The following is a 13,295-nucleotide window of genomic DNA, read 5'->3' as shown; positions in this document are numbered from 1 at the left end:
ATTTCCCATCCTATGCCCAGAAACTTTTATGGATGAATATAAATAAAAAAGGCCAAATTTAGATTTAGGCTCAATCACGGATATTTTCGTGGTAAAGGAAACGATATTGGCATGATGCATACGTGTTCAGCATCGTCGTCATGCCAAATTACCTTCCCACTAACATCCATTGAGAATGGTCAATATCACTTCCCATTCATTTTATCAAAACTGGTCATCAGGTTACGGTAATCCGGAATATGCGTAGAGAACAGCTTGCCCAAGCCTTCAATATCATTACGCCAGTCACGATGCAATTCGCAGGCAACGCCAAACCAGGTCATTAACTGCGCACCGGCCTGAGACATTCTATCCCATGCGGAATGACGCGTGATTTCATTGAAGGTTCCCGATGCATCAGTCACGACAAATACATCAAAACCTTCTTCCAGCGCTGACAACGCAGGAAATGCGACGCAAACCTCCGTAACGACCCCGGCGATAATCAATTGCTTTTTACCGGTGGCTTTGACGGCTTTAACAAAATCGTCATTATCCCAAGCGTTGATATTACCAGGGCGGGGAATAAACGGAGCGTCGGGGAAGATTTCTTTTAATTCAGGCACTAATGGGCCGTTCGGGCCAATCTCAAAACTGGTTGTTAACACCGTAGGCAAATTGAAGTATTTTGCCAGATCGGCAAGCGCCAGAACGTTATTCTTGAATTTGTCGGGATCGATATCACGGACGAGTGAAAGCAACCCCGTTTGATGGTCGACCAATAGCACAGCGGCATCATTTTTATCAAGGCGAACATATTTCTTTGACATATCTCACTCCTTCAAATGGACTGAACGGACTGGGCACAGTACTACAGCGTTAAGGCAAGCTGAAAGATGACAAAGCATAGAATCAATTTTAGTCTCTTTCAGCAGAGAAGCAAATTGAAGACACAAAATCGGAATATTAACAAAAGGCTGATTAAATAAGCCACTCCATCAATCATTTACCTCCCCCCTGAAACAAAATTGGCTTATCTTGTGAAAAAACCTTAAAAGAAATCAACGTTTTCTTATATAACCAAGGGGACTATCAGCTCTTAAAACCCGGTAAAAACTGAAAAAAATATTTAAAAATCAAATTATTACCCTTCCATGATCGCCATGTGCATTTCACTGTTTTCAGTCTAATGGAGAGCGTCCTTTTTAATAGGGTTAAACGTGCCATTTTTTTTGCTCAAAGTGACAAGGCATCAAAAGCAAAAGGGGCAATCACCAGACGTCAATTAAAATTAGAATTTAACTATATTAATAATTTACGCATTCCCTCCATGGCAGAGACCCGCATGGCGGGATTCATGGAGGTCGTTGAACAATAGCCGTTATTAATCAATGCCGGAAAAGAAACCGTGCCGTTTCTGCTTAACCGACGAATAACACCGGGTGAAAGCGTGAATGTTTTATCAATCACTCGGCTAAATGCCTGTTGACTATTGAAGCCTAACATAAAAGCAATATCAATTATTGGTATATCCGTTTCCGTCAAAGCATAGTACGCAAAGAGCGCCCTTCTCTCTCTGACATAACCGCCCAGGTTGATACCGGCCCGCATTTTAAACACTCGCTGCAGATGCCATTTAGAATAACCTGACTTTCTGGATATGGCATCAATACTCAAATCCCCACCTAAGTTATTATCAATCCAAATAATAATTTCTCGAACGACGCGCTCGCTGATCTTTCCGTTAAATTCGTCAGACATCTTCTCCCTCCTCATTTAATTAACTTCATTGCACAAATAACCAATGGCAGAAAAAGAATGTGCTGTCAAATTATCCCGCAACCTGTCACTCACAGCCAATTGAGTGACGCCCAAAGCAAATTCCGGTTTAAATAATTATCATCACGGCGGTTTACTTAAGCCCCTTAAAACAATCCCCCCTTGTATTACATAAGAGAACTTAATGACATCAGAAACATCATCTGATAAATCCCCGTTCAAGCGATGCAATCAACTATAATTTATGATATTTACATCTTAAGAAGGAACCTATCTCTTATCATTATAGGATGATGGCTTACGGCGCAGAGGAAAAGGAGTGCAGCTTTAATAGAAGACAATAGGAACATTCCCAGTCAGACAGTCATTTTTTAGGCAATGTGAGAAAAATAAACGTTAACGGACAACGTAAAATGGAGAGCGGTGCAATGCGAAAGGACAAGTCCTCCTTATTTAACTGGTCAACTGCCGGCATGCTTGCAGAAGAGCGGCTGAGTGAATTTGATCGCCTGCTGAAACAAAGCCTGATCAGCGTTACAACCACCATCGACGATCACTCCCGCTTCTGGTGCCATCTGTCAACGCTCAAGGCCGGGCAATTCTCCATTACTGACATTAATGGTTCAGCCAAACGCTCACAGCGTGACAGAAAGAATATTCTACGTAGCGCCAGCGACGAATACCACCTCGTGTATGCCGGCGCCACATGGCGATTTATTAATCGATACGGCCAAGAGATCACCGTGCCTGCGGGAAGCGCAATCTTGCTCGATACGCGCAAGGAATATATTTCACTTTTGCCGGAGGGTTTCCTTAATCGCACGCTGGCATTGCCTGCTGAATGGCTCAACACCTGGGTCGCCAATCCCGAAAAAATGATCGAACAAAACCTGAGCGAGCTTTCAGGCTGGGGGAAAGTATTAGCCACCTATCTGGAACAGATTTCTCCGCCTTATCTGAGCACAATCGACTTTCAACCGCCAATGATATTGGATCAAATCGGCATGCTGCTCTCGCTGCTCTATCACGATTTGGTTAGCGAAGATGCCTTGTCCCGCAAATTTAGCCGCGATAGAAATTATCAGAAAATCGTGGAAAGTCTGCATCAAAGACACATGAATTTAGTTCTGACCGCAACGGATATCGCGCGAGAGGTCGGCATTTCAACCAGAACATTACACCGCGTGATGGCCAATCAAGGCACCAGTTTCGGCCAGGCGTTAATCAACTACCGCGCCAACTCCGCATTACGTATGCTCAATACCGAAGAATTTGACGAACTCTCCATCGCAGATATCGCCAAACGGGCAGGCTTTGTCGATGTTTCACACTTCAATCGCGTGTGTAAAACCTATTTTGGCGAGTCTCCCGGCAAGATCAGGAAGAAACGCCCTTAAGCGAATCAAAATGTGAGCATTAACGCGCGCCTTGCAGGCCGGCGAGCTCACCATGTTACATTACGCCGTAGCGTTGGGCAGGCGCACGGTCACGCGGTTATTGGCCGTGGTCAGCTGCAGCGGCGCTTCCTGCCAGCTCACCGCGATAACCAAGACCGGCGGGGCCGGCACGCGCGGCTCACGCCCGTCGGGCCCCACGCTGTAGGCATCCCATTCAATCACGAACACGCCGCCGTCTTGCGGCTCGACCCGTTCAACGAAAAAGGTGGTGTCTGAACCACGCCCACCTGCAGGTTTGTGCGCATAAGAAAGCAGGCAGAACCACTCGCCGGCGAAATAGAGGTGGTACAGGCCATCCACGATATGCTCGCCGCGGAGCTGGCAACCGCCGACGCTGAAGGCATCACCCGCCGGGGATTCCGCCACGCGTTCGAGATCGCACACGAAGCGATCGGTCGGCCGGTTATCCAGCCACAACGCATAAGGCGGTGCGTGCAGCAGCGCGGCGGGATCGTCTGCATAGCGCAGATCGGGCGGCAACATCAAACGCGCCGTCAGCGCGCGGCCGCTGGGCAAGGTGATCTCCAGACGATCCGCCGGTTCCTCTATCCACTGCGGCACCCACAGACCGCGCACCTGCCGCAACGCCGTGGCCTCAACCTGCCGACACTTCGCCCGCAGCCGCGCCAGCGCCTCGGCGGAACCGGCGGCCAAGGCTCCCTGCTCACGATCGGTCAGCGCCGGCAGCGCGTACATCACCTGGGCGGCAGGCTCGTACACCGTCAGCCCCTCTCCCTCGCGGCTGCGGGTCGGGATCAGGCGCAACCTGCCGCCGTCCACGTCCTGCGGCTCGGCACTGGCGCCATGCACCATCGCCCCGTCGCGCAGCAGCAGCGTCCAAAAACTGGGGCCGCCCATGCCCAACTCCCCCACGCCGCCTATCTGCCGGTCACAGTCACCGGCATGCGCCATTTCAATCGGCTGCGAATGCCAGTCGGTCTTGCGCCACTCTGCGGCCTCTTCGGGGTCTTGCGCGCCTTTAGCGGCGTACTTCACCCATTGCAGCACGGCAAACAGCGCGATGCACAGCACGCCGACAATCGGGTGATCCTGCCAAATCAACACCCAACCGACGATCAAAAGGGCCCAGGCGGCCATGGCGATATCCTTTTCTAAGAGAAAACCGCCTGATTCTAGCGCAGGCGGTTGGAAGGATTGAAAAAAATATCGCTATCACTCCAGGCGCTATTTGCCCTTGGCCTGGAACAGCTGATTCACCAAAGTCGTCGCCGGCATATCCAGCGCGCCGTACAGCTCGCCGGCTTTGGCATCGCCGTTATCTCCCAGCCACTCTACTCCCACCGTACCGTAATCCGTTGGGATCACTCCGGCCTGCACCAGCCGCGCCATGCCCGCCTCATGCTTGGACTGATTGAACGTGCCGGAAGCGTCGATCACCACATAGGTGTCGTATCCTGCCGCTTTGGCCGTGATCGCCGGGAAGCCGGCGCACACTTCCAGCGATACGCCGGCGATCACGATCTTTTTGCGGCCGGTGGCCTCAACCGCTTTGCGCACGTTCGCGTCGTCCCAGGCGTTGACGCTGTGGCGATCGATAATGTTCACCCCCGGCAACGCAGCCTTAAGTTCCGGAATGATCGGCCCGAAAGGACCGTTGGCGCCGGTCGAGGTCACGATCACCGGAATGCCCATCACCTGGGCCGCCTTGGCGAGCGCCACGACGTTATGTTTCAGCGTTGCGCTCTCCATGTCGCGCACGCCGGTGATCAGACCGATCTGATGGTCAACCAACAGCAGCACCGAGTTGTGGCGATCCAACAGCTGCAAGGGGCCGGACGCCGGCTGTGCCTGAGTATGCGGCTGTGGCGCTGCCGGCGCCGCGAAGGCCGGTTGCGCCGCCCCGGCCATGGCGATGGCCAGAGCCAAAGTGCGGTAAAGGTTTTTCATGATGTTTATCCTCGTTTCAACAATGGTGTGCCTGCAGGATAAAACCGCATCGATCAGGGTTAAATAGGCGATAATAGAAGCTATCATTGCAAAAATGATCATGATGGAGTGTGTGATGACGGTATTTACACTCGATCTCAACGCCATGTATTTTTTCACTCAGGTGGTTGAGCACAAAGGTTTTACCGCTGCCGGCACAGCGCTGGGCATCCCGACCTCTCGCCTGAGCCGCCAGGTGGCGCAGTTGGAACGTCAACTCAACCTGCGGTTGCTGCAAAGAACCTCGCGGCGTATTCAGCTCACCGAGGTGGGCCGCGAGGTCTATCTGCACTGCGTCGCCATGATGCAGCAAGCGCATCAGGCGCAGCAGACGGCGCTGCGCACGCTGGCGGAACCGAACGGCACCGTGCGCTTCAGCGCGTCGCCGCTGTTGGCGGACGAAGTGATCGCTCCGCTCCTGCCGGCATTTATGGCGCGCTTTCCCAAAGTGAACGTAGAAACGCACGTCACCGCCCGGCGGATAGATCTGTTGGAGGAAGGATTGGACTTCACTGTCCGCGGGCTTGGCATCGCCAACGAGGCCGCAGGGCTTATCCAGCGGCGACTCGGCACCGCCAAATGGCTGTTGGCCGCCAGCCCGGCATGGCTGGCGCGACACGGCGCGCCGTCAACACCACAACAGCTGAGCGATATGCCCTGTTTGCTTTACCCGCCACAACAGGGGGCACCGAGCTGGCGGCTCTACGGGCCGCAAAACGCCGTGGTCACCGTGCCCTTCTCACCCCGCTTAAGCAGCGATAATTTGCAGGTGATCCTGCGCGCCGCCCTTGATGGGCAAGGCATCTGCGGCATTCCCTATTACGCCTGCCGCCAGGCGCTTGCGCGTGGCGATTTGCAAGAGGTGCTGCGCGGGTGGCATCCGCAAAACGGCGAGCTGGTGCTGCTTTATCCCTCGCGCCGCGGAGTGCCACCAGCGGTAAAAGCGCTGATCGACTTTTTTTACCAGGAAATACCGCCGTTATTGAACGTTCGATAAACGCGGCTCTCGCCGCGTTATTCTTTAATAACGTCAATAATAAGCCTGGCAATATATAATCACTTATCGCATCGTTTATGTGATCATACCACTCACATAAATAACGCCTCATATAAAATCTCACGTTAAAAACACAACACACTGTATCGCATGGGATATTTCTCTCAGCCTAAAAGCAAAAGGCACAAACAAAGAAAAAAAACTGCAATAATTTGTGCATATTCCAAACATTGACTATGTTTAGACAGACTATTTATATGCAGTTGGACAAAGACACTGACAGCAATTAAAAAAGTCCGTTTTTTAGCGGGCGAGGAAATATTTTATCAACAATATTCCGAGGAGGCTTTATCTCCATGGAACGGGTCACTTTGCGTTTTATCAAGCCAATAGGCTACACACCGCAATTAATATCATTATTAGCATTCCGGAGACCGACAATGAAAATCGTTACGGGCATTATCTTTACCTCTGTGGCCGCCTTCAGCGGCGCGGCTTACGCGGCCGATGCGCAACCTACCACCGGCAACGCGGAAGTGACGCTGGAACATGTGCACGCCGTGATGGAAAACGGCAGCCCGGCGCAGCAGCACGACGCCGCCTGCAAAAAAGAACTCTCCATGCCGGAATCGAAATATATGGGCATGAAGGTTAAAACCGATTACACCATCAACAGCAGCACCATGATGATGTCGGCCAAATCGATGTTCCCATCGCCGGATTCCATGAAACCGATGGAGCTGACGGTCGATCTCTCCGCGCTGGGCCTGGCGGATGTGTATGCCTTCGGCGCCTTTAAACCAGCTGCGCTGCCACAGGCGTATATTTATTTCACCATCGACAAGGATTTTAAAAATCCGGTCAGCACCTTTATGATCATTAACCAAGGCAAGCAATATAACTGCGTGATCTCCAGCTCGAATAAAATGATGAGCAAAGAGATGCGCGGCAAGATGATGATGAAGAAACAGTAACGGGATGAAAAACGGCGCTTCCCTTAACAGGAGGCGCCGTCAGAAAAGCATTAAATCAGACCAGGATTGTATTTCTGGTTGAATTTCTCTTCCGACTGGAACAGATAAATAATACCTTCGATAAAGCCGACAATCGCCGGGATCCCCGTCCAGCAGAACAGCAGGTAGAACAGTCCCCACCACTTCATGCCCAGGTAAAACTTGTGAATGCCCAGCCCACCCAGGAAGATGGCCAGCAGGGCCGCCGCGAGCTTGTCTTTTCTGCTCATAGTGCACTTCTCCTAACTTCTCACCGAACCACCGGCATGTCCAAAAAACGGATGCCGCTCCACAGAGCGCCGCATCGCAATGCTTGAGGAGGAAAACATTCACCCATCAAGGCTCAACAGGGGTAATTATAACAGTGATTAATTAAACGGTTGTTTAACCGCGGAAAGGCAGGCAAATGACGTACGGCAAGAGGAGGAAGATTCCTGTGGCGCAGGCTCAACAATTTAATATCTTTTTGTTTTTAAAGTAAATAATTCGCATATATTCATGACTATCACGCCAGCCGTTGACGCCGCGCTAAGCGTGTTGCCTCTTAGGGGGCCATATCCCTGTCGACTATTTTATTTTCCCTGGTGACTTCCCACTGGCAATCTAGGTGACTCGCATTGATAGGATTCGCAGCGTCAGCCCGGACTAACAGCAATAAAATCGATCTTGAATAACGCGATGTCTATTCTAAAGCCCGTCATATTGGGGACAATGCCCAGCGATCAGGTTTGCCACCTGTGCATAATCCTTAATAACGCCGGGATGGCGCCGCCCGGTGCAAAAAACAAAGCTACAGCGCTGTTCATTACCGATCAACTTCTCCGCCAGATTTCTGGCTCGCAGCTTAGGCGTGGCGTTCATTCTAAGGATCTGCATTTTCTCTGTTTCATTACTTTGGGGATGAAGTTTTTCTTCATATTCTCCCACCATCAGCGTGACCTGATTGACATGCTCATCAATGGTTAACTTGCCGTCAGGAATCAACGCCCCATTGCCCCACCAAATGGATGGGCTGGCCGCTAAATAATTTTGAAATGCATCAGGATGATTAAACAGGGTATACAACACAAAATGACCACCGTGCGAGTGGCCTGCCAGCGTTTGCTGGTCTACGTTGACAGGATAATGCGATTCGATCCATGGTTTAACGCATGCGGCAATAAATTGATAAAACGCTGCCGCTCCGCCCCCCTCCGCAAACTCTTTCTCTCCTGAGGGAACCGTATAATCACGGGTTCTTGCCTTCAAGATATCCACCCCGTCTTGATAGCCAATGCCGATATAAAGAATATCCCCATCGCGTTTTCTGTTGTTACGTTCCGTCACGACCGAAAACTGGGAGTTAGCATCCAAAAGATACAGCGGGTTCAAATTACCGCCAATCCCCCTGCGGTGAGAGATAAAAACTCTGTATCTTTGACCATTAAAGACAAAGCACTTCGTTCTTGAAATTAAATCTTCACACATAACAACCTCACTTGTTTAAATGAATTAATCGCGTCAATGCCTTTATTCTCAGAGAAGAAAAAGACGGTGAGGTCCCAACGTAGCAACGCATATTCTCGTTTACGACGTTTGTGTGTTGTGCGGTTTATGGCACACAAGCCCAGGTATTACATCATGCACCAGATTAATAGGCTTTAGCGTTGCGGCAGAGTCGGTGACGGTGTGTACGAAAGGGAAAGTTAAAAAGTGAGGTGGTGCCGATAATAGGAACGACAACGACACATTATCACTATGATTTTAAATGAATTTAAAGACACACATATAACCTCTATACCTATAAACATACACAGCAAACACAGGGGGAACCCACCGTTTAGATTGCAAACCGCGCAGACCGCCACGCATCGTCGCAAAAAAGATTGCCGGGAAAACTATACACCCTGTTCACGGCCCTGGTTTACATTTTAATTTCAATGAGTTGACACGTTAGCAGCCATCCTATCACTGCACATCGCTGTTCACCTTAGAGTGAACACCCCATATCCGAGCCAGTTTGGGAGCAAATACCGTTATGGTTTTTACCCGACGCTATAAGCGCTTCAACATTGATTTTTAACGCTGAAAAACGCTGCCGCCGCACGCATCCACCAATCAGAAGCGCTCCCGCGCCCACGTTAAGAATTATGTTTACCCTCCTGTTCCGCAAGTATAATACGGCTAAACACCCCCTCCATTTCGCGCACTTTTTTTATAAACACGTCCGGTGAATACACCGCTCCGGTATGAACAACATAGTGCAATGCCATTTCACGCGCTTTTTGCGCCACCCATTGATGTCTTAACATAATAGTAACCTCTCTCATATCAAAATGATGCGAGATGCCGCGTATGCAGCAATCGCTCATAATTAAATTTTTAGTAAAATAAATTAAACAGATTAAGCAGTGAGTGAGGCGTATTCTCTAACCCCAGTTTCCTCAAACCACTGATCTTTTGACTGCTGATTGTTTTTATACTTTTTCGGGTTCTGAAAGCGATTGCCGTTAAACTCATTCCTGATGCGGCGAACCGCAACACGGTATATTCAGCTTGCGATAACAGATCACCTTTTGCAGCATCAGACTCCGACCCGCTCCCCTCAACAATTTCTCGTTCAAATGCCTCAACGCTTGCGCTCTCATCAATAAACCTCAGTGTTTTCATTGATAAATAATTCATGAGTGCCGCCAGACGCCTCTGCGTAATGAATATTGCTTTTCTTAACCAGAAAAACTGCCTACTTCTCATTAACACCAACAACTCGGAATAATTCTCATCTGTTACATGAATCAAAATAGTTGCATTGGCACACTCCTTATCAACTTTATAACCAGAACTGAGATGCTCTATTGTATAGTTGGCTTTATTCTCAAAAACAGTTTTTAATGCCAGATACATGTACTGACATTGACTGAGCAAAAAGATCTTTTTCATATCGATTAATACGCTAATCAGTAAAATACAGCACTAGAATGTGGAATGGTGTTTATTAAACACTTCACCGTTTAGAAACCGCGCCGCTCAAAACGTCTATCAAAGGGAAATAATAGCGCTGCCTCGCGTCTTAATTCGTCCGCACGCACGTATTGTTGCTGCCGGTACAAGATAACCAGCAGGTTCGCATAAACGTTCTTGTCTATACGGCGATTCAAATATGCTTGAGCCCACTGCGCATAGCTTTCCAGCCGCTGCTCATCGTTCGAACGGTTGAAGGCCAGCAAACCGGCCAGTTGGCGATCAAACTGCAGGCGATCGTCATGCATCCAACTGGCCCAGCCCGGCAAGGCCTCCACCTGCCGTATCTCCTGCAACCCGCTGCGTTCCGCCTGCGTCAGCACCCACCCGCTGTAAAACCCGGTCGCCATCACCCACAGCCCCACCAGCGACAGTGCCAGCATCGGGTATTTCCATCGCGTCAGCTTTTCACCTTTACCCAAACGCGGGCTGACCAAGCGATCGAGCATCGCCAGCAGCATCAAAAACACCAACCAATGCAGCGCAGAAAGGTAGAAAGGGTATTCCGTCTGGCAGTGCAACACTATCGGCAGCAGAGCAATGCACAGCGCCAACGCTTCGCCGGAAGTGGCTTTGCCGCAGGCGAAAGTCCGCTTGTCGCGCCAGTGGGCGCGCGCAACCAATTCCAGCCCCGCCCACACCAGCAGCAGCATACCCAGCAGAGCGACAATCCCGCCCTCAACCCACCACAGCAACAGCTCGTTATGCGGGTGCCGGGCAATCCCCACGCCCTGAGTAGATAAACCTTGCGCCAGGCGAAAGTGCTGAAAGCTGTATTCGAAGCCGCCGTACCCCCAGCCAAGCAATGGTTTCTCGGCAATCATCGCCAACGTAGAACTCAGCATCGCGTAGCGCGCCTGATTGGAGCCGGCGTGGCTGGCATAGCCCATATCGCCCGCCAACCACAACACCAGTGCCGCAACAATGACGCCACCAACAACCAGTACGGAAGCCATGGTGACAGCCTGCGAATAACGGCGGAAAAAACACAGGGCAAACAGCCCCAGCACCAAAACACCCGCCAGCCAGCCGGTGCGAGATTGCAGCCACACCAGCACCATCGGCAGCAGCACCAGCGCCACCGCCAGCGCACGGCGGCGCCAGCGTTCTGTACATGGATTCAGCAGCTGGAACCCCGGTAGCACAAACGCCGCCAACGCCAGCGTGGCTCCGGTCGCGATTAAGCTGGCGGTAACGTTGGGCTGCTGAAAAATGCCAAGAGCGCGCCCACCGTTGGCGGGCACCCAGAATTGGGAAAGCTGTGGCGCAAACACCTGCAACACCACTATCAGCGCCTGCACCACCGCCGCTGATAAAATCAAATACTGCACCGCATGGCGCTGGCGAGCCGTCATACGTACCTGCAGCCAGGTGAAATAAAACACCGCTCCGGCAAATAGCCCCCCCACCCGCCATAGACCGGCACTTTGCCATTCCGCACGCGTGAATATAATCGGCAGGAGCAAAAGCGAGATGCCAATGAGTATTGTGCGGCAGGTCGGGGTTATCACCACCCGGCACAGCGGTGTTGCCATCCAGCAAGCCCCCATAAGTAAAGACGCTCCCCCATAGAATAACAAATTGAACGGCAGCGCTAATCCAATCCCTCCGGGGTTGTTGATATATATCGCGAGCGGAATAAAAATCAAAAATGTAAATAAGAAAAAAACACGATCAAATATCATATATTAAAAGTCACTATCAGTATAAAGAATCACATACCCTCTTAAAAAACAAATAAACAATCGATGTTATCTCAGAAGGTAATTACCATATTCGAGAAGCGATTTGATAGATGTGTTACTCCCGGTCCAGGCGTTACCACCGGCAACTTGGCATGGGGTGTTCCAGCATTGAAATCAATCTGTTGTCATCAGAATTCTATGGTGCAAGAAAAATCCGAAAAATTGACTACAAATTCCGGTACTGGCGGGGCCCACACTGGCCTCGAAGGATCATGCTGATGTCTTTACCCAGAACGGGTTATCGCATAAGCGTCACGATGTATCCGGAACCATTCGGCGTTTTACAGGATAGACCATGCCCACGCACACCACATCGCACATGACCCGTACCAAATCCGCCACGCCATATCCCCGCCATACACTCCATATAGGGCCAACCCTGTGTGTTCTATTTCTCACTTGAAAAAATAAGTCGGAACGCACATCCGGCCCCGGATCGGGTCGGCCCTTCGTTTTGCGGTTGTATCAATTGGCCCATCAGGAAGCCTGAAAGAAAGACCAGCTCCTCCAATACGGGGTTGATCATTAGAGAATTTCTACAGAGATCACAGCAGACGCAGTATACTTCCCAGGAAGAGCAGTGCCTGGCACGGTCGTCGCACGAATCGTCAGGTCGACAGGGCGGTTTTTGTCGGCATGACCACTCACGACATTTGTTCCAACGCCCTCGTCGAAGCTCATCCGAACACGGCCTCCATTCGCGTATTGAATGAGGTCACTTCCGTTGACCGATCCCACAGTTAACTTATATTGCGCCTCTCCGTCGCATCGGAGCCTGACGGGCGCAGTAGAAGAGGCTATTGCGTCATTGGGAATGGGCCCGATCGCCACGTTCGAGGAGCTGGCCGCACAGGTTACAGGAACCGTCAGCCCCGACCATTGATTCACCTTGACGCGCAACGTGAACCTGCCACCGTCCGCACTGTGGACCATTCCGTCCAGTGTAATTCTATATTCCCTTGGAGGGTTCTTAGGATCCGGCACCCCGTTGGGATAAGTCGGAGACCACGACGCTGAATTGAGCATCTTCCGCACCATCTGGTCAGCCCACGCGTGGTTCAAAACCACGTCCCAGCGTTCGGTGACACTGGGGATGGACCCATCACCGCCCGTATCCATGTTTTCGAAAGTCACCCGAACCTGGCCCCGCTTGTCCACAGGATATGCATATCCAAATTTCCCGTCCCATTCCACTATTTTGAAAATCGGCTGACGAGTATGATCGAACCAGTGGGCATCAACATAGGCCACACCATCAAGGAGGCGCCCTGCAGCTAGCGCAGATGTCGGGTGGACGAATGAGAGCAGGACGAGGCAGCAAAAGACGGGAAGATATTTATTCATACTTTTGGAGTTCCGAAGCAACAGATCATATGAT

General features: G+C 50.9%; 13 protein-coding genes. 3 read left to right on the top strand and 10 right to left on the bottom strand.

Annotated features, from left to right (window positions below; genetic code table 11):
• Positions 1-185 precede the first annotated feature (185 nt).
• Both ycaC and ACJ8OK_RS22625 read right to left on the bottom strand, forming a co-directional pair.
• Positions 186-809, bottom strand: a complete 624-nt coding sequence (gene ycaC / locus ACJ8OK_RS22630) for an isochorismate family cysteine hydrolase YcaC (RefSeq protein WP_033634071.1) — start codon at positions 807-809, stop codon at positions 186-188.
• 472 nt (positions 810-1,281) lie between these two features.
• Complete coding sequence (locus ACJ8OK_RS22625; protein ID WP_171453374.1) at positions 1,282-1,740, bottom strand: helix-turn-helix domain-containing protein; 459 nt, start codon at positions 1,738-1,740, stop codon at positions 1,282-1,284.
• Between the two features lie 446 nt (positions 1,741-2,186).
• Between ACJ8OK_RS22625 and ACJ8OK_RS22620 the strand changes: the two genes are divergently transcribed.
• Positions 2,187-3,155: a helix-turn-helix domain-containing protein gene (locus ACJ8OK_RS22620; protein ID WP_085336590.1), complete on the top strand. Its 969-nt coding sequence runs from the start codon at positions 2,187-2,189 to the stop codon at positions 3,153-3,155.
• Positions 3,156-3,215: 60 nt separating this feature from the next.
• Here the strand turns inward: ACJ8OK_RS22620 and ACJ8OK_RS22615 are convergent, their stop codons facing one another.
• Together ACJ8OK_RS22615 and ACJ8OK_RS22610 are read right to left on the bottom strand one after the other, a co-directional pair.
• Entirely contained in the window at positions 3,216-4,313 is a 1,098-nt protein-coding gene (locus ACJ8OK_RS22615) for a hypothetical protein (RefSeq protein ID WP_442531074.1), read from the bottom strand.
• A gap of 87 nt (positions 4,314-4,400) precedes the next feature.
• Positions 4,401-5,123, bottom strand: coding sequence for an isochorismatase family protein (locus ACJ8OK_RS22610; RefSeq protein ID WP_004930270.1), 723 nt, complete (start codon positions 5,121-5,123; stop codon positions 4,401-4,403).
• A 115-nt stretch (positions 5,124-5,238) separates the two neighbouring features.
• Here ACJ8OK_RS22610 and ACJ8OK_RS22605 point away from each other — a divergent pair, with 115 nt between their 5' ends.
• Complete coding sequence (locus tag ACJ8OK_RS22605) at positions 5,239-6,159, top strand: LysR substrate-binding domain-containing protein (protein ID WP_442531072.1); 921 nt, start codon at positions 5,239-5,241, stop codon at positions 6,157-6,159.
• 440 nt (positions 6,160-6,599) lie between these two features.
• Positions 6,600-7,133 carry a hypothetical protein gene (locus ACJ8OK_RS22600; RefSeq protein ID WP_442531070.1) on the top strand — a complete coding sequence of 178 codons (534 nt, stop codon included), beginning with the start codon at positions 6,600-6,602 and terminating at the stop codon, positions 7,131-7,133.
• 50 nt (positions 7,134-7,183) lie between these two features.
• Here the strand turns inward: ACJ8OK_RS22600 and ACJ8OK_RS22595 are convergent, their stop codons facing one another.
• The 6 genes from ACJ8OK_RS22595 to ACJ8OK_RS22570 form a co-directional block, all read right to left on the bottom strand.
• Positions 7,184-7,402 carry a TM2 domain-containing protein gene (locus tag ACJ8OK_RS22595; RefSeq protein ID WP_015376761.1) on the bottom strand — a complete coding sequence of 73 codons (219 nt, stop codon included), beginning with the start codon at positions 7,400-7,402 and terminating at the stop codon, positions 7,184-7,186.
• 457 nt (positions 7,403-7,859) lie between these two features.
• A complete protein-coding gene (locus ACJ8OK_RS22590) occupies positions 7,860-8,639 on the bottom strand; it encodes an alpha/beta hydrolase (protein ID WP_442531068.1) in 780 nt (259 codons plus the stop codon).
• A gap of 653 nt (positions 8,640-9,292) precedes the next feature.
• Complete coding sequence (locus tag ACJ8OK_RS22585) at positions 9,293-9,463, bottom strand: hypothetical protein (protein WP_174262907.1); 171 nt, start codon at positions 9,461-9,463, stop codon at positions 9,293-9,295.
• 70 nt (positions 9,464-9,533) lie between these two features.
• The gene (locus tag ACJ8OK_RS22580) at positions 9,534-10,091 is read right to left on the bottom strand and encodes a LuxR C-terminal-related transcriptional regulator (protein ID WP_135637833.1); all 558 of its coding nucleotides are present in this window, start codon (positions 10,089-10,091) and stop codon (positions 9,534-9,536) included.
• Between the two features lie 71 nt (positions 10,092-10,162).
• On the bottom strand, positions 10,163-11,527 hold the full coding sequence (locus tag ACJ8OK_RS22575) for a Wzy polymerase domain-containing protein (RefSeq protein WP_442531067.1): 1,365 nt from the start codon (positions 11,525-11,527) through the stop codon (positions 10,163-10,165).
• A gap of 915 nt (positions 11,528-12,442) precedes the next feature.
• Entirely contained in the window at positions 12,443-13,261 is an 819-nt protein-coding gene (locus ACJ8OK_RS22570) for a hypothetical protein (protein WP_442531066.1), read from the bottom strand.
• Between the last annotated feature and the right edge of the window lie 34 nt (positions 13,262-13,295).

The sequence above is a fragment of the Serratia sp. CY71090 genome (assembly GCF_052166845.1).
GTDB lineage: Bacteria > Pseudomonadota > Gammaproteobacteria > Enterobacterales > Enterobacteriaceae > Serratia > Serratia nematodiphila.
Note: the sequence above shows the minus strand (reverse complement) of the source record. Positions and strands in the feature narration are given on the sequence as shown.

Coding starts and splice junctions, on each gene's coding strand:
- ycaC (WP_033634071.1), bottom strand. CDS start 809: ATGTCAAAGAAATATGTTCGCCTTGATAAAAATGATGCCGCTGTGCTA.
- ACJ8OK_RS22625 (WP_171453374.1), bottom strand. CDS start 1,740: ATGTCTGACGAATTTAACGGAAAGATCAGCGAGCGCGTCGTTCGAGAA.
- ACJ8OK_RS22620 (WP_085336590.1), top strand. CDS start 2,187: ATGCGAAAGGACAAGTCCTCCTTATTTAACTGGTCAACTGCCGGCATG.
- ACJ8OK_RS22615 (WP_442531074.1), bottom strand. CDS start 4,313: ATGGCCGCCTGGGCCCTTTTGATCGTCGGTTGGGTGTTGATTTGGCAG.
- ACJ8OK_RS22610 (WP_004930270.1), bottom strand. CDS start 5,123: ATGAAAAACCTTTACCGCACTTTGGCTCTGGCCATCGCCATGGCCGGG.
- ACJ8OK_RS22605 (WP_442531072.1), top strand. CDS start 5,239: ATGACGGTATTTACACTCGATCTCAACGCCATGTATTTTTTCACTCAG.
- ACJ8OK_RS22600 (WP_442531070.1), top strand. CDS start 6,600: ATGAAAATCGTTACGGGCATTATCTTTACCTCTGTGGCCGCCTTCAGC.
- ACJ8OK_RS22595 (WP_015376761.1), bottom strand. CDS start 7,402: ATGAGCAGAAAAGACAAGCTCGCGGCGGCCCTGCTGGCCATCTTCCTG.
- ACJ8OK_RS22590 (WP_442531068.1), bottom strand. CDS start 8,639: ATGTGTGAAGATTTAATTTCAAGAACGAAGTGCTTTGTCTTTAATGGT.
- ACJ8OK_RS22585 (WP_174262907.1), bottom strand. CDS start 9,463: ATGTTAAGACATCAATGGGTGGCGCAAAAAGCGCGTGAAATGGCATTG.
- ACJ8OK_RS22580 (WP_135637833.1), bottom strand. CDS start 10,091: ATGAAAAAGATCTTTTTGCTCAGTCAATGTCAGTACATGTATCTGGCA.
- ACJ8OK_RS22575 (WP_442531067.1), bottom strand. CDS start 11,527: ATGACGGCTCGCCAGCGCCATGCGGTGCAGTATTTGATTTTATCAGCG.
- ACJ8OK_RS22570 (WP_442531066.1), bottom strand. CDS start 13,261: ATGAATAAATATCTTCCCGTCTTTTGCTGCCTCGTCCTGCTCTCATTC.